Origin of the sequence: Streptomyces sp. NPDC053076 (assembly GCF_044546845.1) — a bacterium.
GTDB lineage: Bacteria > Actinomycetota > Actinomycetes > Streptomycetales > Streptomycetaceae > Streptomyces.
This window is the reverse complement of record NZ_JBITZL010000001.1, coordinates 39346-64835: the sequence shown is the minus strand read 5'-3', so window position 1 is coordinate 64835 and position 25490 is coordinate 39346. Positions and strand designations below refer to the sequence as shown.

At 71.1% G+C, this 25490-nt stretch carries 21 protein-coding genes; 9 read left to right on the top strand and 12 right to left on the bottom strand.

Annotation, left to right across the window (positions count from 1 at the left end; all coding sequences use genetic code 11):
* Positions 1-36: 36 nt before the first annotated feature.
* Together ACIGYR_RS00230 and ACIGYR_RS00225 are read left to right on the top strand one after the other, a co-directional pair.
* Positions 37-1041, top strand: coding sequence for a DUF4349 domain-containing protein (locus tag ACIGYR_RS00230; protein ID WP_399605639.1), 1005 nt, complete (start codon positions 37-39; stop codon positions 1039-1041).
* Positions 1042-1068: 27 nt separating this feature from the next.
* Complete coding sequence (locus tag ACIGYR_RS00225; RefSeq protein WP_399605641.1) at positions 1069-2469, top strand: FAD-dependent oxidoreductase; 1401 nt, start codon at positions 1069-1071, stop codon at positions 2467-2469.
* Here ACIGYR_RS00225 and ACIGYR_RS00220 read toward each other — a convergent pair.
* The gene (locus ACIGYR_RS00220; protein WP_391841132.1) at positions 2466-2735 is read right to left on the bottom strand and encodes a hypothetical protein; all 270 of its coding nucleotides are present in this window, start codon (positions 2733-2735) and stop codon (positions 2466-2468) included. The genes ACIGYR_RS00225 and ACIGYR_RS00220 overlap by 4 nt on opposite strands.
* A gap of 92 nt (positions 2736-2827) precedes the next feature.
* Here ACIGYR_RS00220 and ACIGYR_RS00215 point away from each other — a divergent pair, with 92 nt between their 5' ends.
* A complete protein-coding gene (locus tag ACIGYR_RS00215) occupies positions 2828-3652 on the top strand; it encodes a rhomboid family intramembrane serine protease (RefSeq protein ID WP_391841130.1) in 825 nt (274 codons plus the stop codon).
* Between the two features lies 1 nt (position 3653).
* On the opposite strand, the gene hemE is transcribed toward ACIGYR_RS00215, so the two are convergent.
* Positions 3654-4712: a uroporphyrinogen decarboxylase gene (gene hemE, locus ACIGYR_RS00210; protein ID WP_391841128.1), complete on the bottom strand. Its 1059-nt coding sequence runs from the start codon at positions 4710-4712 to the stop codon at positions 3654-3656.
* Between the two features lie 233 nt (positions 4713-4945).
* Here hemE and ACIGYR_RS00205 point away from each other — a divergent pair, with 233 nt between their 5' ends.
* The 5 genes from ACIGYR_RS00205 to ACIGYR_RS00185 all read left to right on the top strand — a co-directional run bounded on the left by ACIGYR_RS00205 (position 4946) and on the right by ACIGYR_RS00185 (position 11713).
* Positions 4946-5623, top strand: coding sequence for a DUF3000 domain-containing protein (locus ACIGYR_RS00205; RefSeq protein WP_399605647.1), 678 nt, complete (start codon positions 4946-4948; stop codon positions 5621-5623).
* 259 nt (positions 5624-5882) lie between these two features.
* Entirely contained in the window at positions 5883-6542 is a 660-nt protein-coding gene (locus ACIGYR_RS00200; protein WP_161290719.1) for a response regulator transcription factor, read from the top strand.
* Between the two features lie 146 nt (positions 6543-6688).
* Entirely contained in the window at positions 6689-7978 is a 1290-nt protein-coding gene (locus tag ACIGYR_RS00195; protein WP_399605651.1) for a ribonuclease D, read from the top strand.
* 391 nt (positions 7979-8369) lie between these two features.
* A complete protein-coding gene (locus ACIGYR_RS00190) occupies positions 8370-9587 on the top strand; it encodes a thiolase family protein (protein WP_391841123.1) in 1218 nt (405 codons plus the stop codon).
* Positions 9584-11713: a 3-hydroxyacyl-CoA dehydrogenase NAD-binding domain-containing protein gene (locus tag ACIGYR_RS00185; protein WP_391841121.1), complete on the top strand. Its 2130-nt coding sequence runs from the start codon at positions 9584-9586 to the stop codon at positions 11711-11713. The genes ACIGYR_RS00190 and ACIGYR_RS00185 overlap by 4 nt, the downstream gene beginning before the upstream one ends.
* Positions 11714-11794: 81 nt before the next feature.
* Here the strand turns inward: ACIGYR_RS00185 and ACIGYR_RS00180 are convergent, their stop codons facing one another.
* Positions 11795-12811: a hypothetical protein gene (locus ACIGYR_RS00180; protein ID WP_399605656.1), complete on the bottom strand. Its 1017-nt coding sequence runs from the start codon at positions 12809-12811 to the stop codon at positions 11795-11797.
* A gap of 73 nt (positions 12812-12884) precedes the next feature.
* Here ACIGYR_RS00180 and ACIGYR_RS00175 point away from each other — a divergent pair, with 73 nt between their 5' ends.
* On the top strand, positions 12885-13277 hold the full coding sequence (locus ACIGYR_RS00175) for an NTP pyrophosphohydrolase (protein WP_399605659.1): 393 nt from the start codon (positions 12885-12887) through the stop codon (positions 13275-13277).
* 10 nt (positions 13278-13287) lie between these two features.
* Here the strand turns inward: ACIGYR_RS00175 and ACIGYR_RS00170 are convergent, their stop codons facing one another.
* The 9 genes from ACIGYR_RS00170 to ACIGYR_RS00130 form a co-directional block, all read right to left on the bottom strand.
* Positions 13288-14739 carry an ArnT family glycosyltransferase gene (locus ACIGYR_RS00170; protein WP_399605662.1) on the bottom strand — a complete coding sequence of 484 codons (1452 nt, stop codon included), beginning with the start codon at positions 14737-14739 and terminating at the stop codon, positions 13288-13290.
* Between the two features lie 71 nt (positions 14740-14810).
* Positions 14811-16334 carry an amino acid permease gene (locus ACIGYR_RS00165; protein ID WP_399605666.1) on the bottom strand — a complete coding sequence of 508 codons (1524 nt, stop codon included), beginning with the start codon at positions 16332-16334 and terminating at the stop codon, positions 14811-14813.
* Positions 16335-16482: 148 nt separating this feature from the next.
* A complete protein-coding gene (gene dxs, locus ACIGYR_RS00160; RefSeq protein ID WP_391841111.1) occupies positions 16483-18480 on the bottom strand; it encodes a 1-deoxy-D-xylulose-5-phosphate synthase in 1998 nt (665 codons plus the stop codon).
* Positions 18481-18685: 205 nt separating this feature from the next.
* Positions 18686-19996 (bottom strand): sugar ABC transporter permease, encoded by a 1311-nt coding sequence (locus ACIGYR_RS00155; protein WP_391841109.1) that lies wholly within the window; start codon positions 19994-19996, stop codon positions 18686-18688.
* Positions 19993-20784: an ATP-binding cassette domain-containing protein gene (locus tag ACIGYR_RS00150; RefSeq protein WP_391841107.1), complete on the bottom strand. Its 792-nt coding sequence runs from the start codon at positions 20782-20784 to the stop codon at positions 19993-19995. Before ACIGYR_RS00150 ends, ACIGYR_RS00155 begins: the two co-directional genes overlap by 4 nt.
* A 187-nt stretch (positions 20785-20971) precedes the next feature.
* A complete protein-coding gene (locus ACIGYR_RS00145; RefSeq protein ID WP_399605746.1) occupies positions 20972-22078 on the bottom strand; it encodes a substrate-binding domain-containing protein in 1107 nt (368 codons plus the stop codon).
* Between the two features lie 133 nt (positions 22079-22211).
* Positions 22212-23411: an ROK family transcriptional regulator gene (locus ACIGYR_RS00140; RefSeq protein WP_391841105.1), complete on the bottom strand. Its 1200-nt coding sequence runs from the start codon at positions 23409-23411 to the stop codon at positions 22212-22214.
* Between the two features lie 203 nt (positions 23412-23614).
* Positions 23615-24538 carry a carbohydrate ABC transporter permease gene (locus ACIGYR_RS00135; protein WP_391841103.1) on the bottom strand — a complete coding sequence of 308 codons (924 nt, stop codon included), beginning with the start codon at positions 24536-24538 and terminating at the stop codon, positions 23615-23617.
* 4 nt (positions 24539-24542) lie between these two features.
* Positions 24543-25469, bottom strand: a complete 927-nt coding sequence (locus tag ACIGYR_RS00130; RefSeq protein WP_391841101.1) for a carbohydrate ABC transporter permease — start codon at positions 25467-25469, stop codon at positions 24543-24545.
* Positions 25470-25490 lie beyond the last annotated feature (21 nt).

The following is a 25490-nucleotide window of genomic DNA, read 5'->3' as shown; positions in this document are numbered from 1 at the left end:
AACCGTCACAGCCCAGAACACTCGGGGGTATCACTCATGCGCACACCACGTTCCACCCGCTCCATCCGCTCCACCCGCTCCGCCCGGCCCGCCCGGCCCGCCCGGCCCGCCGGGATCCTGGCCGGGGCCCTGCTCGCCGCCTCACTCGCACTCGCCGGGTGCAGCGCGGACGGTTCGGGCGGCGGCGACGCGAAGGCCGCCTCGGCCGCCGACGCCGTGCGGCCCGGAGCCGCCGGCGGCGCGGCGGAGCGCGGGAAGGCCGCCCGCGCGACGCCGAAGCTCGCCCCGGACGCGATCATCCGCACCGCGTCCCTGACCGTCGAGGTCGAGGACGTTCCCAAGGCGCTGGAGGTGGCCCGGACGAGCGCCGAGGACGCGGGCGGCTTCGTCGGCAACGAGACCACGAGCCGGGACGCCGACGGCCACGAGCACACCCGGGTCGTGCTGCGCGTGCCCACGGAGAAGTACGACGAGGTCCTCACCGGCCTCCAGGGCACGGGCCGGCTCATCGGCCGCACGGCCAAGGCGGTCGACGTCACCGACCAGGTCGTGGACGTGGACAGCCGCATCGAGTCGCAGCGGGCCAGCGTGGACCGGATCCGCGCGCTGATGGGGAAGGCGGCCAAGCTGAGCGACGTGGTCTCGCTGGAGGGCGAGCTGAGCAGCCGTCAGGCCGACCTGGAGGCGTTGCTGGCCCGGCAGGCGTCGCTGAAGGACCGCACGAGCCTGGCCACCATCGCCCTGTCGCTGTCCGAGACCCCGGTGCGGCAGGCGGACGATTCGCCGGGCTTCACGGACGCGCTGGCGGGCGGCTGGCACGTGTTCGTGTCCATGCTGCGCTGGATCGCCCTCGCGCTCGGCGCCGCCCTGCCGTTCGCGGCCCTGGCCGCGCTTGTGGCGTTGCTGTGGCGGCGGGTCGTACGCCCCCGGCTGCCGCGCCGCGCGGAGTCCGGGGAGGCCATGACGGCCCTCGGCCCGCTGCCGTCGGCCCGGCCGGCGCCGGACTCCGCCGCGCAGGCCGGGGAGGGGGGCCGGGACTGAAATGCCCACGCCCCGTAGCGTGTTCCCATGAGCATGAGCGGTGGACGGGGCAACGGGGGCAGGGAGCGGCTGGTCGTGATCGGGGGCGACGCCACGGGCATGTCCGCGGCGTCGCAGGCACGGCGGCTGAGGGGCTCCGCGGAACTGGAGATCGTGGCCTTCGAACGGGGCCACTTCAGCTCCTTCTCGGCGTGCGGCATCCCGTACTGGGTGGGCGGCGAGGTTCCCGAACGCGACAAGCTCATCGCCCGTACGCCCGAGGAGCACCGCGCGCGGGACATCGACCTGCGGATGCGCACGGAGGTCACCGAGATCGATCCGGCCGGGCAGCGGGTGCGCACGCGTGACGTCGATTCCGGCGCCGAGTCCTGGACGTCGTACGACAAGCTCGTGATCGCCACCGGCGCCCGCCCCGTCCGTCCGGACCTGCCCGGCACGGACGCCCCCGGGGTGCACGGCGTGCAGACCCTCGACGACGGCCAGGCCCTGCTGGACACGCTGGGACGCACGCGTGGCCGCCGGGCGGTGGTCGTGGGCGCCGGCTACATCGGCGTCGAGATGGCCGAGGCGTTGATCAACCGGGGTTTCGAGGTGACGGTCGTCAACCGCGGCAAGGAGCCCATGTCGACGCTGGATCCGGACATGGGCCGGCTGGTGCACCGGGCCCTGGAGGGCCTCGGCATCACCATGGTGAACGACGCCGAGGTCACCAAGGTCCTCACCGGGCCGGACGGCCGGGTCCGGGCGGTGGCCACGGAGGACGCCGAGTACCCGGCGGACGTGGTGATCCTGGGCATCGGCGTCCGCCCGGAGACCGCCCTCGCCCGGGCGGCCGGCCTCCCGCTCGGCGCCCACGGCGGTCTGCTCACCGATCTGGCGATGCGGGTGCGCGGGCACGAGGACATCTGGGCGGGCGGCGACTGCGTGGAGGTGCTGAACCTGGTCTCCGGGCAGGAGCAGTACGTTCCGCTCGGCACCCACGCCAACAAGCACGGCCAGGTCATCGGCACCAACGCCGGCGGCGGCTACGCCACCTTCCCCGGTGTCGTCGGCACGGCGGTGAGCAAGGTCTGCGACCTGGAGATCGCCCGCACCGGCCTGCGGGAGAAGGACGCCCGCCGGGTGGGCCTGCGGTTCGAGACGGTCACCATCGAGTCGACCAGCCGCGCCGGGTACTACCCCGGTGCCGCCCCCATGACGGTCAAGATGCTCGCCGAGTCCCGGACGGGCCGGCTGCTGGGCGTGCAGATCGTCGGCAGGGAGGGGGCGGGGAAGCGGGTCGACATCGCGGCGGTGGCGCTGACCGCGCGGATGACGGTGGACCAGATGACGGCCCTGGACCTGGGCTACGCCCCGCCGTTCTCACCCGTGTGGGACCCGGTCCTGGTGGCGGCGAGGAAGGCGGCGGCGCGGGTGCGGGACGCCTAGGCCGAGCCGCTGATCCTCGGCAGGGCGGACACCGCCGCCGGCTGCTCCCCGGAGGGCTTGGCGTGCGTGGCGGACGGCCGCGTGGACCTCAGCCGGTAACTCACCGCCTCGTCCAGCGTCACGGGCCGCTGCATCTGGGAGGCCAGCCGTCCGGCCTCCTGGCCGAGCCGGGCGAGGTCCTCCCAGGGGAGCCGTACCACCAAGGACAGCTCGGCCTCGCCGTCGGGCAGAGCGTGCATCGCCGGAACCTGCGGAGCGTTCGTCATCGCCTGATCCTCACGTCGGTTGAGGAGAGATACGCACGCTCCGCCGGCGGTGTTCACCGATTCGGCCGCCGCATCGCGGGCACTACTTACGTGTGGTCATCCCCGTCCATGACGTGAACCCGGTGCGCCGTACGCCCTGGGTGACGTACGCGCTCATCGCCGCCAACGTGCTGGTGTTCATCACCACGCCCGGCACGGCCGGTTCCGTGGCCGGCGGCAGCGACCTGGTGCAGCTGTGCCATCTGCACGCCTTCATGGACCACTACGCGGCGGTGCCGCGCGAGCTGATCCACCATCAGTTGCCCGGGGTCGTCCCGACCGGGGAGGTCGGCCTGGGCCCGCACGGCCCGGGATGTGCCGTGCGGCCGCCCACCTACGACAAGTCGCCGGCGCTGTCGGTGTTCACAGCGATGTTCCTGCACGGCGGCTGGCTGCACCTGCTGGGCAACATGCTCTTCCTGCTGATCTTCGGCAACAACGTCGAGGACCGGATGGGCCACATCCGTTACTTCCTCTTCTACGTCGTCTGCGGCTACGCGGCCGGCTACGGCTTCGCCCTGCTCAACGCCGACTCCACCGAACCGCTGATCGGTGCGTCGGGCGCGATCGCCGGGGTCCTCGGCGCCTATCTGGTGCTGTATCCGAAGGCCAGGGTGTGGGTCCTGGTGCCGTTCCTGGTCTTCCTGCCGCTGCGGCTGCCCGCCTGGCTGGTGCTGGGCTTCTGGTTCGGGCTCCAGGCGGTGTACTCGTCCGGGCACGGGGTGTCCGGCGCCGGGACGGTGGCGTACGCGGCGCACGTGGTCGGCTTCGTGGCGGGCATGCTGCTGGCCTGGCCGCTCAAGCCCGGCACGCCGCCCCCGCCGGAGCCGCCCGGCCTGCTGTTCGGCAGGCGGGCGCGGCCCCACTACTCCTGGTGAATCAGCGCGCGGTCGCGGTGTGGACGTACTCCACGAGCCGGGTCAGCGCGTCCGGGTCGGTGTTCGGCATGACGCCGTGGCCGAGGTTGAAGACGTGTCCCTCCAGCCCGGCGGCGGCGTCGAGCACCTCGCGCGCCTTGGCCTCGACGGTGTCCTTGCCGGTGAACAGGACGGTCGGGTCCAGGTTGCCCTGGAGCGCCTTGCCGGGACCGACCCGGCGCACGGCCTCGTCCAGCGGGACGCGCCAGTCGACGCCGACGACGTCCGCGCCGGCCTCGCCCATGAGCTTCAGCAGCTCGCCGGTGCCGACGCCGAAGTGGATGCGCGGGACGCCGTAGCCCGCGACGGCCTCGAACACCTTCGCCGAGGCGGGCATCACGGACCGCACGTAGTCGGCCGGGGCCAGCGCGCCGACCCAGGAGTCGAACAGCTGGACCGCGCTCGCGCCCGCCTCGATCTGCACCTTCAGGAAGGCGGCCGTGATGTCGGCCAGGCGGTTCAGCAGGTCGGCCCACAGCTCGGGGTCGCCGTACATCATCGCCTTGGCGTTCTCGTACGTGCGCGAGGGACCGCCCTCGACCAGGTAGCTCGCGAGGGTGAACGGCGCGCCCGCGAAACCGATCAGCGGGGTGGCGCCCAGCTCACCGGTGAGCTGGCCGATGGCCTCGGTGACGTACGGCACGTCCTCGGGGGTGAGGTCGCGCAGCCGGGCCAGGTCGGCGCGGGTGCGGATGGGCTGCTCGACGACCGGGCCGACGCCGGGCTTGATGTCGAGATCGAGGCCGATCGCCTTCAGCGGGACGACGATGTCGCTGAAGTAGATCGCCGCGTCCACGTCGTGCCGGCGCACCGGCTGCAGCGTGATCTCGGTGACCAGCTCGGGCCGCATGCAGGACTCCAGCATGGGGACGCCCTCGCGCACCTTGCGGTACTCGGGCAGGGAGCGGCCGGCCTGGCGCATGAACCACACGGGTGTGTGCGGCACCGGTTCACGCCTGCACGCCTTGAGGAAGGCGCTGTCGTACGTCGCTGTCGGCTGCGTGGTGTCTTTGGCGGTCACGAGGCAAGTTTCGCATGCCGCCGGATCGGTACCTGCCGGGTGTGGGGCCACCGCCGGACCGGAACCCGCCGGCTCCGTGGGCGGCCCTCCTGGGCGGTTGCCGACCAGGGTGCGCGCCGGGGTGCGCGCCGACTCCTGATAACGGCCGCCCGCCCGCCGCGTGCGTCAGCCGCGCGCGGTGTAGTGGGTGTCTTGCCCTGCGCGGGGGCCCGCTTCCCCTTACTCTTCCCCGCATGGCTGCGGCTCACGGACGAATGTCGGACAGCGCTGATGGAATGGGCGACGTGAAGGACACCGAGGATGCGGACCGGCACTCCAGTACGCCGGGGCCGCCGGCCTTCCTGGCCGCGGTGGAAGCCCTGCGCAGCAGCCGGCTGCGGCCGCAGGTCGAGGTGGAGCCGACGCCCGCCCCGCAGCGGCTCGCCCCGTACGCGTACGCGCTGGAGGCGGTGGTGGTCGACGGCGAGCAGGAGCTGGCCGACGGGCGGCTGGTGCTGCTGCACGACCCGGCCGGGCACGAGGCATGGCGGGGCACGTTCCGGCTGGTGACGCTGGTGCGCGCGGAGCTGGAACCGGAGATGGCGGCCGATCCGCTGCTGCCCGAGGTGTGCTGGTCGTGGCTGACCGGGGCGCTACAGGCGCGCGGGCTGGGCTACGGCGAGCCGAGCGGCACGATCACGCGGGCCGGCTCGCACTACTTCGGCGGGCTTGCGGAGCGGCCGGCCGCCTCGCAGATCGAGATCCGGGCGTCGTGGACGCCCCGCGAGGGCCTCGGCGGGGTGCCGGACACCGCCGCCCACCTTCTCTCCTGGTGCGATCTGCTGGCCCAGGTCGCCGGTCTGCCGCCGGCCGGTCCGGGAGACGCGTCGGTGGTGACCCTGCCGCAGCGCAGGGGCCCGCAGTCCCGCTGAGCGATCACCGCGAAACGCCTTGTTGACCATCTCTTTGTCGATACGACCACTTTGCGCACTCGAATCGCACTCGCTCGAACCGACTCGATCTTCGGATGATCGATCGCGTGTCCGAATTGCACGGATTGTTACTCACTAGATCGTGATCATTCTCTAAAGGCGGACGAGTTTGCTGCCGAAGACGACTGTGACCTTGAAAGCACGGTTCGTCCCGGCTTCCTCCCCACAAGCCGGCCCCGTCCCCCACCCAGGAGGCCTGGTGTCCGTTCTCCTTGAGCAACCCGCAAGCCTGGTCGCCTACCGCCCGAACAAGCCGACCGCCATGGTGGTCGTGGCCGACCCGCGCGTCCGCTCCACCGTCACCCGCCACCTGTGGGCGCTCGGTGTGCGCGATGTCATCGAAGCCTCGTCCATCGCGGAGGCTCGTCCCCGCATCGGCAACCCGCGCGACATCTGCGTCGCCGACGTCCACCTGCCCGACGGCTCCGGCCTCACCCTCCTGTCCGAGACCCGCGCCGCGGGCTGGCCCAACGGACTCGCCCTCTCCGCCGCCGACGACATCGGCGCGGTCCGCAACGCACTGGCCGGCGGGGTCAAGGGCTACGTCGTCACCGGCACCCGCACCAACATCGGCCTGCCCAGCCGGCCCGGCGCCGCTCCCCTCGGCGCCGCCGCCCGCATGCACCGCCGCCCCCCGGGTGCCCCGAGCCACCCGGGCGGCTACCGGGAACTGTCCGGGCGCGAGGTCGAGGTGCTGCGGCTGGTCGCGGAGGGCCAGTCGAACAAGGCGATCGGCGTCTCCATGGGCCTGTCCGCGCTCACCGTGAAGAGCCACCTCGCCCGCATCGCCCGCAAGCTGGGCACGGGTGACCGGGCCGGCATGGTGGCCGTGGCCCTGCGTACCGGGATCATCCACTGAGCCCAGCGCATGCCCCCTTCGGCGGAATCCGGTGTCCGCTCCCGTCAACCAGCCGCACCCCGAGCTGACTGGTTTACGCCCCTCCCGTGCCCGTCGACGGAACGTTCCGTCGACGGGCGCCGTCCGTACACGGATACCCTTGACAGGTGACCGACGCCCAAGACACCGCAGCAGACAGTTCCCTGCGCACCACCGGAGGCACTCCTCCGGACGACGCCGGATCGTCTGTGATGGGGGCGCCGACTCCGTTGCTCGAACCCCGCGAGGGCATTCCGCCCGTGATCGCCGACGAGGCGGCCCTCGCCCAGGTGATCGCCGCCTTCGCGGCCGGCTCCGGTCCGGTCGCCGTGGACGCCGAGCGCGCCTCCGGCTACCGCTACGGCCAGCGCGCCTATCTGGTGCAGCTGCGCCGTGAGGGCGCCGGCACCGCGCTGATCGACCCCGTCGCCTGCCCCGACCTGTCCGGTCTCGGCGAGGCACTCTCCGGCGTCGAGTGGGTGCTGCACGCGGCCACCCAGGACCTGCCCTGCCTGCGCGAGATAGGCATGACCCCGACCCGCCTGTTCGACACCGAGCTGGCCGGCCGGCTCGCCGGCTTCCCCCGGGTCGGCCTCGGCGCCATGGTGGAGGGCGTCCTCGGCTACGTCCTGGAGAAGGGCCACTCCGCCGTCGACTGGTCGACCCGGCCGCTGCCCGAGCCCTGGCTGCGGTATGCCGCGCTCGACGTCGAGCTCCTCGTCGACCTGCGGGACGCCCTGGAGAAGGAGCTGGACCGGCAGGGCAAGCTGGAGTGGGCGCTCCAGGAGTTCGACGCGATCGCGACGGCGCCGCCGGCCGAGCCGCGCAAGGACCCCTGGCGCCGTACGTCCGGGATGCACAAGGTGCGCCGGCGCCGGCAGCTCGCCGTCGTGCGCGAGCTGTGGCAGACACGGGACCGGATCGCCCAGCGCCGGGATGTGTCGCCGGGGAAGGTGCTGAGCGACGCGGCCATCGTGGAGGCCGCGCTCGCCCTGCCGGGCAACGTGCACGCCCTCGCCGCGCTGAACGGGTTCGGGCACCGGACGGGGCGTCGGCAGCTGGAACAGTGGCAGGCGGCGGTGGACCGGGCCAGGGCCCTGCCGGAGGCCGGGCTGCCGCAGCCGGGACAGCCCGTGACCGGGCCGCCGCCGCCGCGCGCGTGGGCCGACAAGGATCCTGCCGCCGCGGCCCGGTTGTCCGCGGCCCGGGCGGGGGTGTCGGCTCTCGCCGAGCGGCTCGGCATGCCCCAGGAGAACGTGATCTCCCCGGACACCGTCCGGCGGATCTGCTGGGAGCCGCCGAAGGTCGTCGACACCGACTCCGTGGGCGGTGCGCTGGCCGGGTACGGCGCGCGTGGGTGGCAGGTCGACCTGGTGACACCGGTGCTCGTCGACGCGCTGGTGGTCAAGGGTTCCTGACCGCCGTAGGTGCTGATCGCCCATGGCGCCCGCGGGCGGCCTCCGGCCGCTCGCGCGTTCGCCGCGCCCTGGCGAGGCGCCTCACCTGTGGCGCTCCGGATGATGCCGCAGGCGGCGCGGGGGCCGCGGAAGCGGAACAGGGCCGACGAGATCACGCCAAGATCCTGTACGGCACGGGCAACGGAGTGCCGCCGGGGCCGGCCGGTGCGGACACCGAAAGGACGAGGGGCGGGGTCGGGGGTCCCGCCGTGTCCCCAGGGCCGGGCGATGTGACGTTCACCGCTCCAGCCGACGGGGCTGGGCAGTTACGTTACTCATAAGTAGCATGGGTCCTGAGCGCGCGCTCAGCGCATCGCAGCAGTGCCACCCCGCACCCTGGAGGAGAGCCATCGTGCCTCGTACCGTCAGGGACGTCGTCTTCGTCGACGGCGTCCGCACCCCGTTCGGCAAGGCGGGCCCGAAGGGCATCTACCACGAGACCCGCGCCGACGACCTCGTCGTGAAGGCGATCCGGGAGCTGCTGCGCCGCAACCCCGGTCTGGACCCGAAGAAGATCGACGAGGTCGCCATCGCCGCGACCACGCAGATCGGTGACCAGGGCCTGACCCTCGGCCGCACGGCCGGCATCCTCGCCGGTCTGCCGCAGTCCGTCCCGGGCTACTCCATCGACCGCATGTGCGCCGGTGCCCTGACCGCCGTGACGGCCACCGCGGGCTCGATCGCCTTCGGCGCCTACGACGCCGTCATCGCCGGTGGCGTCGAGCACATGGGCCGTCACCCGATGGGCGAGGGCGTCGACCCCAACCCGCGGTTCGTCTCCGAGAAGCTGGTCGACGAGTCCGCCCTGTTCATGGGCATGACCGCGGAGAACCTGCACGACCGCTACCCGCAGATCACCAAGCAGCGCGCCGACGAGTACGCGGTGCGCTCGCAGGAGAAGGCCGCCAAGGCGTACGCCAACGGCAAGATCCAGCAGGACCTGGTGCCGATCTCGGTGCGGCGCACCAACGCCGAGGCCGGCGAGACCGGCTGGGGCCTGGTCACGGCCGACGAGCCGATGCGCCCGGGTACCACCCTGGAGAACCTGTCGGGCCTGAAGACGCCGTTCCGCGTGCACGGCCGGGTCACCGCGGGCAACGCGGCCGGTCTGAACGACGGCGCCACCGCGTCGATCATCGCCAGCGAGGACTTCGCCCGCGAGAACAACCTGCCGGTCAAGATGCGCCTGGTGTCCTACGCCTTCGCCGGCGTCGAGCCGGAGGTCATGGGCTACGGTCCGATCCCGGCCACGGAGAAGGCCCTCGCCCAGGCGGGTCTGTCCATCTCGGACATCGGCCTGTTCGAGATCAACGAAGCCTTCGCCGTCCAGGTCCTGGCCTTCCTCGAGCACTACGGCATCGCGGACGACGACGAGCGCGTCAACCAGTACGGTGGCGCCATCGCCTTCGGTCACCCGCTGGCCTCCTCCGGCGTCCGTCTGATGACGCAGCTGGCCCGCCAGTTCGAGGAGCAGCCCGAGGTCCGCTACGGCCTCACCACCATGTGCGTCGGCTTCGGCATGGGCGCGACGGTCATCTGGGAGAACCCGCACTTCGGAGGCGACAAGTGAGCACCACCGCTGAACTCCTGAAGGGCGCGGCCGAGCTGTTCCCGGACGAGGTCGTCACGCAGGCGCACGTGCGCCACTTCGACCTGCCGTTCGGTGCCGGGCGCTTCGCCCTGGTCACCCTGGACAACGGCCTGGACCACACCAAGCCGACCACCTTCGGACCGCAGTCGCTGGCGAACCTGAACGCCGCCGTCGACCAGGTCGAGAAGGAGGCGGCCGAGGGCACGATCGTCGGCGCCGGTGTCACCGGCAAGCCGTTCATCTTCGCGGTCGGCGCCGACCTCAAGGGCGTCGAGCTGCTGACGAGGCACGAGGACGCGCTCGCCATCGGCAAGGGCGGCCACGAGGTCTTCAAGCGCCTCGCGGGCCTCGCGGTCCCGACCTTCGCCTACTACAACGGCGCCGCGATGGGCGGCGGCGTCGAGGTCGGCCTGCACTGCACCTACCGGACCGTCTCCAAGGCGATCCCGGCGTTCTCGCTGCCCGAGGTCTTCCTCGGCCTGGTCCCCGGCTGGGGCGGCTGCACCCTGCTGCCGAACCTGATCGGCGCGGAGAAGGCCGTCTCGGTCATCATCGAGAACTCGCTGAACCAGAACAAGCAGCTCAAGGGCCAGCAGGTCTTCGACCTGGGCATCGCCGACGCCATCTTCGAGGGCGCCGACTTCCTGGAGCAGTCACTGATCTGGACCGCCCAGGTACTCAAGGGCGAGATCACCGTCGAGCGCCCGGCGATCGACCGCGGCGAGGGCTGGGACCAGGCCGTCGCCAAGGGCCGGTTCATCGCGGACTCCAAGGTGCACGGCGCGGCCCCGGCCGCCTACCGCGCCCTGGACATCATCGCCGCCGCGAAGAACGCCGACCTCCAGCAGGGTTACGACGCCGAGGACCAGGCCCTCGCCGACCTGATCATGGGCGGCGAACTGCGCTCCGGCATCTACGCGTTCAACCTCGTCCAGAAGCGCGGCAAGCGTCCCGCCGGCGCCCCGGACAAGAACCTGGCCCGCCCGGTCACCAAGGTCGGTGTCGTCGGCGCCGGTCTGATGGCCAGCCAGCTCGCGCTGCTGTTCCTGCGCCGCCTCGAGGTGCCCGTCGTCCTGACGGACATCGACCAGGAGCGCGTCGACAAGGGTGTGGGCTACGTCCACGCCGAGATCGACAAACTGCTCGGCAAGGGCCGCGTCAACCAGGACAAGGCCAACCGCCTCAAGGCGCTGGTGACCGGTGTCCTGGACAAGGCGGAGGGCTTCTCGGACGCGGACTTCGTCATCGAGGCCGTGTTCGAGGAGATCGGCGTCAAGCAGCAGGTGTTCGCGGAGGTCGAGGCGGTCGCCCCGGCGCACGCGATCCTCGCCACCAACACCTCGTCCCTGTCGGTGTCGGAGATGGCGTCGAAGCTCAAGCACCCCGAGCGGGTCGTCGGCTTCCACTTCTTCAACCCGGTCGCCGTCCTGCCGCTGCTGGAGATCGTCCGCGGCGAGAAGACCGACGACGCGTCCCTCGCGACCGCGTTCGCCGTCGCCAAGAAGCTGAAGAAGACCGCGGTCCTCACCAAGGACGCCCCGGCGTTCGTCGTGAACCGCATCCTGACCCGCTTCATGGGCGAGATCCAGAACGTCATCGACGAGGGCACCCCGGTCGAGGTCGCCGAGAAGGCGATCGAGCCGCTCGGTCTGCCGATGTCCCCGCTGGTCCTCCTGGAGCTGGTGGGCCCGGCGATCGGCCTGCACGTCTCGGAGACCCTCAACCGGGCCTTCCCGGACCGCTTCACGGTCTCCCCGAACCTCAAGGCGGTCGTCGAGGCGGGCAAGCGCGGCTTCTACGTCTACGACAGCGGCAAGCCGGAGCTGGACCCCGAGGTCGCGGCTCTGCTCAAGCAGGGCGACTCCGTGCTCACCGAGGAGCAGGTGCGGGCGCGGGTGCTGGACGCGGTGGCGCAGGAGATCGGGCTCATGCTCGACGAGGGCGTCGTCGCCGAGGCCCAGGACATCGACCTGTGCCTCATCACGGGCGCCGGCTGGCCCTTCCACCTGGGCGGCATCACGCCGTACCTGGACCGCGAGGGCGTCTCGGAGCGCGTGAACGGCAAGAAGTTCCTGGCCCCGGGCGTGGCGAGCGTCCCGGCGTAAGGCACCGCGCAGGACCGTACGATGCCCGGCACACCCTGGGGTGTGCCGGGCATCGGCGTTGCCGCCGGGCCCGTCGTCGGCTCAGAGCTCCCGCCACGCCTCCAGCGCCAGCCCCGGCTCGTCCTTGCGCCGGGTCAGCTGGAGTCGCCCGGTCGACGGGGACAACGTTGCCGCCACCACGCGGCCCGTCTCGTCCGTCGCCAGGGACACCAGTGCGTCCAGCGGCAGTTCGGGGCCCGACTCGGTCCACCAGGCCCCCGCCGACTCCTGCTCGGTCGGGTACGCGGCGAACGCCACCCGGCGGCTCGCCGACCGCTGGACCAGCAGCGTGCAGTCGTGGCCGTCCAGTTCGCAGCGGATCGCGGACACCGGGCCGGGTCCCGCGGCGGGCAGCACGGTGACCGGCTTGCCGCCCGGGCGCCAGGCGCACAGGTCGCCGGAGGTGTCGGTGTAGAAGACGGTCGTGCTGTCCGGGGAGGTGGCCAGGGCGCGCAGGGTGCCCGGGCGGACCGGGGCCTGGAGGGCCTCCTGGAGCACGGGCTGGGCGCCCGGCTTCTCCTGACGCCAGTACAGCAGGCCCTGCGGAACGGCCGCGTACAGCTCGACCCTGCCGGACTCCCCGGTGACCGCGGCCAGTCCGTCCCGCACCTCGCGGCCCTTCAGGTCCCGCCAGGGGTCCCAGCCGCCCTTCTCCTTCTGCATGACCATGCTCACCCCGCCGCCCCTGTTCGGGACGAAGACATGGGCGCGGCCCTGTGCGTCCACCGCGACGGCGGGCGTGCCGGTGCGGTCGCCCTTCTTGTTCGGGTGGCCGATCGGATGCCAGTCCAGGGCCGCCAGGTGCGGGCGGAAGTGCGTGGAGTGCACCAGCCCGGCCTCGCCCTTGACGGTGGGCCGCCAGGAGATCAGGTGGGCATAGCCGTCGGCGCCCTGCCCGGAAGCCAGGACGGGGTGCAGTCGCTGCTCGCCGCCCACCTTGCGGGGTGCGGACCAGGGGCCTTGGGGGCCGCGCTCAGCCCGGCACAGGACGGCGTCGCCCGACAGCTGGTAGACACTGAGCCGGCCGTCTCGGCCGCGAAGGAGCCAGTCGCCGTTCACCGGTTCACTTTAAGCCGCTCGGCACCTGCCGCGGGGCCCGGCCCCCGGTCCTGGGCCGTGGGACCCTGGCCGCATGAGCGACCCCGTGCCCGCCGCGCCCTCCCCCGCCCCGCCGCTCGTCATCGTGGACGGCGCGAACGTCGTCGGCTCGCGGCCCGACGGCTGGTGGCGGGACCGCAGGGGGGCGGCCGAGCGGCTGCGGGACCGGCTGGCGGGCGAGGGCCTGCCCGGGCGTGCGGGACCGGTGGAGATCGTGCTCGTGGTCGAGGGCGCGGCCCGTGGCGTGGCGTCGGTGCCGGGCGTGCGGGTGGAGCCGGCCCCGGGCAGCGGGGACGACCGGATCGTGGAGCTGGCCGCCGAGCACGCCGGCCGGACCCGCCTGGTGGTGACCGCCGACCGCGAGCTGCGGCGCCGGGTCACGGCGCTGGGCGCGGAGGTGACCGGGCCGCGCACGGTCTGGGGCTGAGCCGCGGCCGCTACGGCCCCGGCACCCGTGCGTACAGCACCGCGCCGTCCACCCGGTCCACCTCCTCGTAGCCCGCCGTGAGCAGGCGGCGCAGCGTCGGGAGGCGGTCGGGGGCGTACGGCTCGCCCCGGGAGTCGTCGACGACCAGGACGGGGGCGTGCGCGGACATCTCCCGGCGGAAGACCGGCCAGGCGCCCGCGACGGCGTACTTCTCCCCGACCTGCGGGCCGTCCCGGCCGCCGCTGTAGTTGGTGAGCAGGCCCGCGGTCAGGTACCGGGTGGCGGGGGTGCGGCCGGCCAGCCAGTAGGTCTCCGGGTGTATGCCCCACACGAGGACCCGGTCGGCGGGTGCCGTGCGCTGCGCGAGGGCCGCCGCCAGCCGCTCGGTGTGGGTGAGTTCCGGGCGCGGGGCGAGCAGGCCCCAGCCGACGAAGAGGGCGCAGGAGCAGACCGAGGTGAGGACCGCGGCGGTGTGCCGTTCCCCGGGCAGGACGTGCAGCGCGGCGGTGGCCAGCAGGGCCAGCGGCGGGATGAGTTGCAGGTAGTAGTGGCCGAAGAAGTGGCAGCCGAGGGTCACCGCGGCGGCCGAGGAGGCCAGCCACAGCCACAGCTCGGGCGCTCCGGTGCGGGCGCCCCGCAGGGCCCGCACCACCGGCGGGAGCAGTCCCGCCGCGGCACCCGCCAGGATCGCCGCGTTGGTCAGCGCCCGGACCAGCACGTGGAGTTCGGAGCCGGTGACGGAGGCGTACGCGGCGGAGCCGGTCACCGTCCAGAACAGGAAGCCGGCCGGATCCGTCGCCAGGGCCACGCCGAGCACGGGCACGGCGAACCCGGCCGCGAGCCGCGGCAGGCCGGCGCGGAGGCCGCCGCCCTGCCGGTGCAGCAGCCAGGCCACCGGCAACAGCACCGCTCCCCCGGTCTGCTTGGTCAGGAAGGCGGCGGCGACGGCGGCCCCGGCCGCGGTCCAGCGCCCGCGGTCCGCGCACCACAGGGCGGCGGCCGTGCCGGGCAGCATGAACACCTCGAAGGTGGCCGCCTGCGCGTCCTCCGGGTTGAGCCCGATCGAGATCAGCAGGTAGAGCACCCCGGCGGTGCGGCCGGCCCGGTCACCCCAGCGGCGGCGGGCCAGGGAGGCCAGCAGGGCGGCGGTGAGCAGCTGGGCGAGGACGGCGAGCACCCGCAGCGGGGTCAGGGAACCGGAGCCGAAGAGCGCGAACGCGGCCTGGTACAGCCAGGGCAGCAGCGGCGGCTTGCGGTCCACCACCGTCTCGTACAGCCGGCCGCCCTGGGCGAGCAGCCGCGCCTGTACGGCGAGGAAGCCCTCGTCCGGGTTCCACAGCGGCTGGACGAAGGAGGGGATCCGGGTGACGCAGGCCAGCGCGGCCAGGAGGGGCACGAGCCGCGCCCAGTACGCCGTCCGGGTGACCGCGGTCCGTGCGGAGGCGAGCGGGGCGGCGAGCATGGTCAGCACGCTATCCGGCCCCGCGGTCCCAGTCGAAGCGGGACATACGGGGCCGGGGCGGGAGTCTGCGGCTACTCGGCGGTTCCGTGCGGCCGGCGCGCGGCCTCGTCGGCCGCGGCGGCCTCGCGCAGCCCCAGGCGGCTGTGCGAGCGGCCGTAGAGGAAGTAGACGACGAAGCCGATGACCATCCAGATGGCGAACCGCAGCCACGTCTCGGCGGGCAGGTTGAGCATCAGCCACAGCGAGGCGCCCACGGACAGGATCGGGACGACCGGGACCCACGGGGTGCGGAAGGCGCGGGGCAGGTCCGGGCGGGACCTGCGCAGGATGATGACGCTGAGGGCGACGACGATGAACGCGAACAGTGTGCCGATGTTCACCAGTTCGGCCAGTTCGCTCAGGCTCGTGAAGCCGGCCACGATCGCGATGACCACACCGAGCAGGACGGTGGACCGGTACGGGGTGCGGAACCGCGGGTGGGTGTGCGAGAAGAACCGGGGCAGCAGCCCGTCGCGGCTCATGGCGAAGAAGACCCGGGACTGGCCGAGCAGCAGGATCATGCACACCGTGGTGAGTCCGATGGCGGCGCCGAAGCTGATCAGGCCCGCGTACCAGGGGTGTCCCGTGGCCTTGAACGCGTCGGCGAGCGGCGCCTCGATGGACAGCGCGCTGTACTTCTGCATGCCGGTCACGACGATCGACACCGCGACGTACAGGGCGGTGCAGATGATCAGGGAGCCCAGGATGCCGCGCGGGACGTCGCGCTGCGGGTTGCGGGTCTCCTCGGCGGCGGTGGCGACGACGTCGAAGCCGATGAACGCGAAGAACACCACGGACGCCGCGGTGAAGATGCCCATGACGCCGAAGTCGGAGGGCGCCCAGCCGAACATCAGCTGGATCAGGGGCGCCTTGAGGTTCCCGCCCGTCTCCGCGGGCCGGGCCTTCGGGATGAACGGGTCGTAGTTCCCGCTCTTGACGAAGAAGGCCCCCGCGATGATCACGACGAGGACCACGGCCACCTTGATCGCGACGACGACGGAGGTGACCCGCGCGGACAGCTTCATGCCGATGACGAGGATGGCGGTGAGGACCAGGACGAGGGCCGCGGCGAGGATGTCGAAACCGAAGCCCGTGGCGCCGTCCCGGCCGGAGAGCGCCGCGGGCAGGTCCCAGCCCGCGTTGTCGAGCAGTGAGTGGATGTAACCGGACCATCCGACCGCGACCACCGCCGTGCCGAGCGCCAGTTCCAGGATCAGGTCCCAGCCGATGGTCCAGGCGGGGAGTTCGCCGAGTGAGGCGTAGGAGAAGGTGTACGCGGAGCCCGCGACGGGGACCGAGGAGGCGAACTCGGCGTAGCACAGTGCGGCGAGCGCGCAGACGACACCGGCCACGACGAAGGACAGGGAAACGGCGGGGCCGGCGGTGTTCTTGGCCGCCGTGCCGGTGAGGACGAAAATGCCGGTGCCGATGATGACACCGACGCCGAAGACGGTCAGGTCGAGGGCGGTCAGCGACTTCTTGAGGGAATGCTCGGGTTCCTCGGTGTCCTGGATGGACTGCTCGACGTTCTTCGTCCGGAACAGCGCGTTGCTCACGTACCTGCCTCCCACGCTTGTCGTCCTCGACATGATCGAGAGGGTCGGGGAGCGTATTCCCCGGCACAGGCAGGTTCACGCAAACGGGCCGGTTCCGCCACCTGGAGGTGAGCGGAACCGGCCCGCGGGGGCGGTTTCCGGTCGCGTTCTAGTCGCGGGCGGGCTCCACGGAGTCCACGGCACCGGCCGTGCTGCCGGTGGGGGTCCCCCCGCTCGAGCGGAGCCGGGAGTGGGGGATGCCGTCGAGCCGGGCGACGAGCCCGGTGACCTGGCGGGCGATGTCGGGCGCGGTCAGCCCGATCTCGGTGAGCACCTCGGCGCGGGAGGCGTGGTCGAGGAAGCGCGGCGGGATGCCGAAGTCACGCAGCGGTACGTCCACACCCGCGTCCCGCAGGGCCTGGGCGATCGCGGAGCCGACGCCGCCGACCCGGCTGTTGTCCTCGACGGTGACGACGACCCGGTGCCGGTCGGCCAACGGGGCCATGGCCTCGTCGACGGGCTTGACCCAGCGCGGGTCGACGACGGTGGTGGAGATGCCCTGCCTGTCCAGCAGCTCGGCGATCTCCAGGCACATCGGGGCGAGGGCGCCCACGGAGACCAGCAGCACGTCCGTGGGGGCGTCTCCCGTGCCGTTCAGGCCCCGGGTGAGGCCGGTGCCGGGCTCGCGCAGCACGTCCATGCCGCCGACGCGGCCCACGGCGGGCACGGCGGGGCCGACGGCACCCTTGGAGAAGCGCACCACGGTCGGCGCGTCGTCGACGGCGACGGCCTCGCGCAGCTGCGCCCGCACCTGGTCGGCGTCGCGCGGGGCGGCGAGCCGGAGCCCGGGTACGACCTGCAGGATCGACATGTCCCACATGCCGTTGTGCGAGGCGCCGTCGGTGCCGGTGACGCCGGCCCGGTCCAGTACGAAGGTCACCCCGCACCGGTGCAGGGCCACGTCCATGAGGACCTGGTCGAAGGCGCGGTTGAGGAAGGTGGCGTAGACGGCGAAGACCGGGTGCAGCCCGCCGTACGCGAGGCCCGCGGCGGAGACGGCGCCGTGCTGCTCGGCGATGCCGACGTCGTACACGCGGTCGGGGAAGCGCTTGGCGAACTTGTCCAGGCCGACCGGCTGGAGCATGGCCGCGGTGATCGCGACGATGTCCTCGCGCTCCTCGCCGAGCCGGACCATCTCCTCACCGAACACCGAGGTCCAGTCGGCGCCGGATGAGGTGATCGGCAGCCCGGTGTCCGGGTGGATCTTGCCGACGGCATGGAACCGGTCGGCCTCGTCCTGGAGGGCGGGCTGGTAGCCGCGGCCCTTCTCGGTCAGGCAGTGCACGATGACCGGCCCGCCGAACCGCTTGGCCCGCGCCAGCGCCGACTCCAGCGCCTCGATGTCGTGGCCGTCGATCGGGCCGACGTACTTGAGGCCCAGGTCCTCGAACATGCCCTGCGGGGCGATGAAGTCCTTCAGGCCCTTCTTGGCGCCGTGCAGGGTCTCGTACAGCGGCTTGCCGACGACCGGGGTGCGGTCGAGGATGTCCTTCGTCCGGGCGAGGAAGCGCTCGTAGCCGTCGGTCGTGCGCAGGGTCGCCAGATGGTTGGCGAGGCCGCCGATGGTCGGGGCGTAGGAGCGCTCGTTGTCGTTGACGACGATGACGAGCGGGCGGTCCTTGGCCTCGGCGATGTTGTTCAGCGCCTCCCAGGCCATACCGCCGGTCAGGGCCCCGTCACCGATCACGGCGACGACATGGCTGTCGCGTTCGCGCAGCTGGTTGGCCTTGGCGATGCCGTCGGCCCAGCCGAGCACGGTCGAGGCGTGGCTGTTCTCGATGACGTCGTGCTCGGACTCGCTCTGCGCGGGGTAGCCCGACAGGCCGCCCTTCATCTTCAGCTTCGAGAAGTCCTGCCGGCCGGTCAGCAGCTTGTGCACGTAGGACTGGTGGCCGGTGTCCCACAGCACCTTGTCCTTCGGGGAGTCGAAGACCCGGTGCAGGGCGATGGTCAGCTCCACCACACCGAGGTTCGGGCCGAGGTGGCCGCCGGTCTTGGAGACGGCGTCGACGAGGAAGGTGCGGATCTCCCCTGCCAGCTGGTCCAGCTCCTCCGGGCTGAGCCGGTCCAGATCGCGCGGTCCCCTGATGCGGGTCAGCAGCGGCACCCGTGCCTCCTTGTCAATAGAGCTGATCGAGCTTTCGCCGGGCTCGCCCGAGTCTAATGTTCCGGCTTGTCGTGACACGACAGCGCCCGGCGCCTTTCAGGCACCGGGCGCTGCCGGGAAACCATGCGGGGCGCGGGAACCGCGCGTGCCGGCCACGGCGGACCGGCACGCGCGATCGGAACCCGCGCCCCGACGGGGAGCGGTGCTACGCGCGACCCGCCGTCTTCTGCGTCTTGCGCGTGATGGAGTCGATCACGACGGTGGTCAGCAGCACGGCGGCGGTGATCATGTACTTCACCGGCTCCGCGATGGACTGGAGCTGCAGGCCGTACTGGATGGAGACGATGACCAGCACACCCAGCAGCGCGTTCCAGGTGCGGCCACGCCCGCCGAACAGCGACGTACCGCCGATCACGGCCGCGGCGATCGCGTTCATCAGCAGGTCACCGGTGCCGGCGCTCTGGTTCGCCGAGGCGATCTTCGAGGCCAGGAACAGACCGCCGATGGCCGCGAACCCGCCGGAGATCGCGAAGACGGAGATCCGCACCGCGGTCACGTTGATACCGGCACGCCGCGATGCCTCCACGCTGCCGCCGAGCGCGAAGATCTTGCGCCCGTACGGGGTGCGCCGCAGCACGAAGTCGGTCGCGATCAGGAACACCATGAAGATCACGGTGGCCAGCGGCAGACCCTTGTACTGGTTGTACATGTAGGCCGCGGCGAAGGCGACCACGGCGAGCAGAGCCGTCCGCAGGACGGTGTCGCTGAGCGGCCGGAACGGGACGCCCGCGGCCTCCCGGCGCCGGTTGCCGAGGAACGAGGTGAGGAAGAACACCGCGACCACGGCCACGGCGAGCCCGTAGGCGGCCGCGACGTCCGAGAAGTAGTACGTGGTCAGCTTGGCGACCAGTCCGTCGCCGTCGAGGTTGATCGTGCCGTCCTCGCCCAGCACCTTCAGCATGAAGCCGAGCCAGAACAGCAGGCCGGCCAGGGTGACGGCGAAGGCGGGGGCGCCGAGCACCGCGAAGAAGAAGCCGTGCAGCGCGCCGATGGCGACACCGGCACCGACGGCGAGGAGGACGGCCGCCCACTCGGGCCAGCCCTGGTTGACCGCGAGCACGGCCATGAGGGCGCTGGCCGCACCGCTCACCGAGCCGACCGACAGGTCGATCTCGCCGAGCAGCAGCACGAAGACGATGCCGACCGAGATCATGCCCGTGCCGACCATGGTGATCGTCACGTCGTTGATGTTCTGCGCGGACAGGAAGTTCGAGTTCAGGAGCTGGAAGATGACGCAGATGATCGCGAGGCCCACGATGACCGGCAGGGAGCCCAGCTCACCGGCCTTCATCTTGCGCTTGAACTCGTACCAGTAGCCGAGCAGGCCCTCTTCCTGCACCAGCAGGCGCGGGTCGACGGCGGTGACCGCGGCGGCCGCGGCCTCGGGATTCTCGACCGCGTGCTCGTCGTGCGAGGGCGTCTTGCCGAGGTTCGCGGAGGTCTTGTCGATGCTCACTTGGAAACCTCCCCGTTCGTGCGCGCCGCACGGCGGGTCACGGCGTTGTCGGTGGCGCCGGTGATGGCGGAGATGATCTCCTCCTGCGAGGTCGTCTTGACCTCGAAGACGCCGTTGTTGCGGCCGAGGCGCAGGACGGCGACCTTGTCGGCCACCGCCTTCACGTCCGCCATGTTGTGGCTGATGAGGATGACGGCGTGGCCGCGCTCGCGCAGACGCTCCACCAGGTCGAGCACCTGGGCGGTCTGCTCGACGCCGAGGGCCGCGGTGGGCTCGTCGAGGATGACCAGCTTGGGCTCGCCGAGCATGGAGCGGGCGATGGCCACGGTCTGGCGCTGACCGCCGGAGAGCGAGGCGATCGGGATGCGCACGCTGGGAATGCGGATCGACAGCGTGGTGAGCAGCTCGCGGGCGCGGCGCTCCATCTCGACCTCGTCCAGGACGCCCCACTTCCTCAGCTCACGGCCGAGGAACAGGTTGCCGACGACGTCGATGTTGTCGCACAGCGCGAGGTCCTGGTAGACCGTCGCGATGCCCAGCGCCTGGGCGTCGTGCGGCCGGCTGATCGACACGGGCTTGCCATCCCACTCGATGGCACCCTCGTCGATGGGGTGGACGCCGGCGATCGTCTTGACCAGCGTGGACTTTCCGGCGCCGTTGTCGCCGACCAGGGCGACCACCTCACCGGCGTGGACCTCAAGCTCTACGTCGGTGAGCGCCTGAACGGCACCGAAACGCTTGGAGACCCCGCGCAACGCCAGCACGGGCGTAGCGGACACGTGAACCATCTCCTTCGCCGCCTGACCCGGCGGGAGGTTGTGCAGAAAGATTGGGGGGAGTTCCGTCCGGCGCCCCGGGGCCGAGCTTGCGGGGCATCTGGTTGCGCCGGGGCGCCGGAGGATCTGGGGGGCCGGTCGCTTCACCGCGGGCGTTCACGGGGGGAACGCCCGCGGCGGGGAAGGGACCGCGAGCCGCTTACTTGCTGAGGCCGAGCTTGTCGCAGGCGGACTTGTACTTGCCGGCGCAGATCTCGTCCACGGTGTAGATGCCGTCCTTGACGACGGTGTCCTTGATGTTGTCCTTCGTCAGGGACACGACCGGGACCAGGACGGACGGGACGTCCTTGGCGCTGCCGCTGGAGACCTTGTCCTTGGCGATGGAGTCCAGGCTCTGGCCCTTGGCCAGCGCGACCGCCATCTGGGCGGCGATGTCCGCCTCCTGCGGGTACGACTTGTAGACGCTCATGTACTGGTCACCGGTGACGATGCGCTGCACACCGGCGAGTTCGGCGTCCTGGCCGGTGACCGGGACCTTCAGGCCCGCGGCCTTGAGGGCGGTGATGATACCGCCGGCCATGCCGTCGTTGGCGGAGTAGACGCCCGCGATCTTGCCCTTGCCGACCGCGGAGATCGCCGCCTCCATCTCGGAGTTGGCGTTGTCCGGCGACCACTCCTTGGTGTCGTACTCCTTGGCGATGGTGACCTTGCTGTCGAGGACGGAGTGCGCGCCCTCCTTGAACTGCTTGGCGTTCGGGTCGGTGACCGAGCCGTTGATCATGACGATCTTGGAGGACTTGGCCGCCTTGCCGCCCAGCGCCTTCAGCAGGGCCTCGCCCTGGGTCTTGCCGACCTGGGTGTTGTCGAACGAGGTGTAGGCGCTGATCGGGCCCTCGGCGAGACGGTCGTAGGCGACGACCTTGATGCCCTGGTCCACGGCCTTCTGGACGGAGTTCTGGATGGCCTTGGCGTCCACCGCGTCCACGATCAGGACGTCCACCTTGTTGGTGATCATGGTGTCGACCTGCTGCGCCTGCAGGTTCGCGTCCTGGCGGGCGTTGTTGTACTCGACCTTGGCCTTGCCGTTCGTCAGCTCGCTGATCTTCTTCTCGATCAGCGGCCGGTCGAACTTCTCGTACCGCGCGGTCTTGTTCTCCGGAAGGAGCAGACCGACCTTGATGTCGTCGCCCTTCTTGGCCGAGGCGGAGGAAGAGTCGTCGCTGCCCTTCGACTCCTTGGCGCTGCCACAGGCGGCCAGCGAGACGGCCATCGCACCGGCGGCTACGACAACGGCGGCACGACGCATACGTGCGTTCACTTCAGAAACCTCCCTGACGAGGCCGCGTCGTTGCGGCCGAGGTGGCTGGAAGTCAACTCGGCCACACGTGCGACGTCAAGAAGTAAATCCTTAACGAGATGGCAACGGTGCCATCCGTTCTCTAAGTGAAGACAGGGGCCGCCACCGGCAGCGCACCCTCCAAAAGGGTCGAATCGCCCATCTCGCTGAGGGCGAGGGCGAGCGCTCCGAGCACCTCCGCACGGCCCCCAAGGGCCCCCGGAAGCACGGACAGTTGGCGCGCCGCACTGGGGATGGCATAGCGGCCGACGGACTCCCTGATCGGCCCGAGCACCAGCTCGCCGGCCTCGGCGAGATCACCGCCCAGGACCACCCGGCTCGGGTTCAGCAGATTGCAGAGATTGGCCACCCCACTGCCGATGTGACGGCCGACGTCGGCGATCACCCGACGGCAGCCCGGGTCACCGTCCCTGGCCAGCCGTACGACGCCTTCCATCGTCAGATCGGGGCCGTGGCTGGGCTGGAGCAGCGGGAGCACGTAGCGCGCCGCCGCGAACGTCTCCAGGCAACCGCGGTTCCCGCAACGGCAGACCGGACCGGATTCATCGAGTGTAATATGCCCGATTTCGCCCGCTGTGCCGCCTGGGCCGCGGTAGATCTTCCCGTCGATCACCAGACCTGCGCCGACACCGCTCGCGACCTTGATGTACGCCAGGTCGCGCACGCCCTTGCCACTGCCCCAGACCAGCTCGCCGAGGGCGCCGAGGTTGGCGTCGTTGTCCACGTGCACGGGCACGCCGAGCCGCTCGCGCAGTTCCTCGGCGGGCTTCGTGCCGCCCCAGCCGGGCAGGATCGCGGTGGATCCCAGGGTCCCGGACTCGACGTCGATCGGACCCGGCACGCCGAGCCCCACGCCGGCCACCTTGGTCCGGTCCACGCCGGTGGCCGCGATCAGGCGGTTGACCAGCTGTTCGGCCCGGTCGAAGCCCTGGTCCGCGGAGGCGTCGACGTCCAGCGGCTCGGCCTCCTCGGCCAGCACCTGATGGGCGAGGTTGCCGATCGCGACGCGCAGATGGGTGTGCCCGAAGTCCACGCCGATCACGATGCCGGCGTCCCCGCTCAGGCTGACGCTGCGGGCCCGCCGCCCGCCCGCCGAGGTGGGCGTGACCTCGACGGTCCCACCGTCCTTCAGCTCCCGCACGATGTTCGAGACGGTGGCCGCGGACAGACCGGTCGTCCGCGCGATTTCCGCCTGCGTGAGGGACCCGGCCAGGCGTACGGCCCGGACGACCCGCTCCAGGTTGGCCCGGTGCAGTGACGACTGCGACCCTGGAGTCTCCACGACGACCTCCTGAGCGCGGGGCCGCTTCGGCGAGGCCCCGTGTATGTCCAACTAGTGAACTCTAAGCTGAGCCGTTCGGGGCGACTTCCGTCAAGAGGTTGAACCGTTTCCGGGTGCTGCGACACACGCGTACGCCGCCCCGGCGCTCCGGGGCGGCGTGTACACGGACAGTGACGGGAGCTTTCCCGCCAAGGGGTGTCGCGCTACTTCAGCGCCCCCGCGGTCAGGCCCTGGACGACCTGTCGCTGGAAGACGATGTACGCCGCCAGCACCGGGAGCATCGCCATCACCAGGCCGGCGAAGAGCCCGGACCAGTCGCCCTTGTAGCCCTGGCTGACCGCGAGCTGGACCAGACCCTGGGTGAGGACCTTCTTGTCGGGGTCGGTGTTCAGGACCGTGGGCAGCATGTACTGGTTCCACTGGCCCAGGAAGTTGAAGATGCCGACGCTGATCAGGCCCGGCTTCGCCATGGGCAGCATGATCTGGAAAAACGTACGCGAGTGCGAAGCACCGTCCACGAAGGCAGCCTCTGCCACCGAGGTGGGAAGGGTGCGGAAGAAGGCCGTGAGGAAGAAGACCGTGAACGGCAGCGAATACGCGATGTAGACCAGGATCAGGCCGTGGATGGTGTTCAGCATGCCCATGTTGTTCACGACGTAGAACAGCGGGACCAGCGCCAGCATGATCGGAAAGCTCATGCCGCCGACGAACAGGTAGTAGATGAAGCGGTTGCCGGGGAAGTCGAAGCGGGCCAGGACGTAGGCCGCCATGGAGCCGAGCACCAGGGTGCCGATGAGAGAGCCCCCGACCACCAGGACGGTGTTGAGGAAGTAGTCGCTCATGTTGGCCTGGGTCCAGGCGCGCGACCAGTTGTCGAAGTGCAGTCTGTCCGGCAGGGACCAGGGCGAGCCGAAGATGGAGCTGTCGTCCTTGAAGGACGTCATCACCGCCCACAGCAGCGGCATGACCACCATGATCGCCCAGATGATCAGGACGCCGTGGGAGAAGACGTTGAGGACGCCGCCCTCCCTCTTCTTCCGTGCGGGACCCGGGGCCCGCACGTCGATCTTGGAGACGGTGGGGCCGGACTCCGCCGGCAGCGGAGCGGGGGTCTCGGTCGTCTTCATCGCTTCAGAACTCCAGCCGCTCGCGACGGCCCAGCCGCAGCACGATCGCCGCGAAGGCGAGCGTGACGACGAGCAGGGCGACGCCGATGGTGGTGGCGTAGGCGGCCTGACCGTCCCGGAACGCCTTCTGGTACACGTACAGGACCATCACCGTGGTCGAGTAGTCGGGCCCGCCCGGTCCGGTCGTCATGATCTGCACGACCGCGAACGACTCGGCGCCGAGCGCGAGGATTCCCATGTACACCCAGCCGGACTGCACGGTGTCCCACAGCAGCGGCAGGGTGATGCGGAAGAAGGTGGTGAAGCGGCTGGCGCCGTCGAGCAGCGCCGCCTCGTACAGCTCGGCCGGGATGGAGGCCATGCCCGCCGAGAACAGGACCACGAAGAAGCCGACCGTGGACCAGACCAGGACCGCCATCACGCACCACAACGCGAGGTCCGGGTCGCCCAGCCACAGGGGCTGGACGCCGTCCAGGCCGACACCGCGCAGGAGCGAGTTGATCGCGCCGCTGTCCGGGTTGTACGCGAAGGCGAACAGCAGCGAGACGATCGCGATCGACAGCACCTGCGGGAAGAAATAGACGATCTTGTAGAAGGACGAGCCCCGGACCCCTGAGATCACGGGGCCGCCCCTTCTCCGGCGCCCGCCTACATTGATCATGAAGGCGAAGAACAGCGCCAGACTGATCGTCACCAGTGGGAGCACCAGGGCGAACAGCAGACTGTGCTGCAACGACTTCCAGAAGATGTCGTCGTCGAGCATCCTCTTGTAGTTGTCGAAGCCGACCATCTTGAATTCGGGGCTCAGGCCGGTCCAGTCCGTGAACGAGTAGTAGATGGACTGGATGAACGGCCACACCACGAAGAGCGCGTACAGTCCCAGGGGCAGAACCAGAAACCCCACGATGAACCGGTACTTGCCGTGCTGCATCGCCACTCCGGTGCGTTGGAA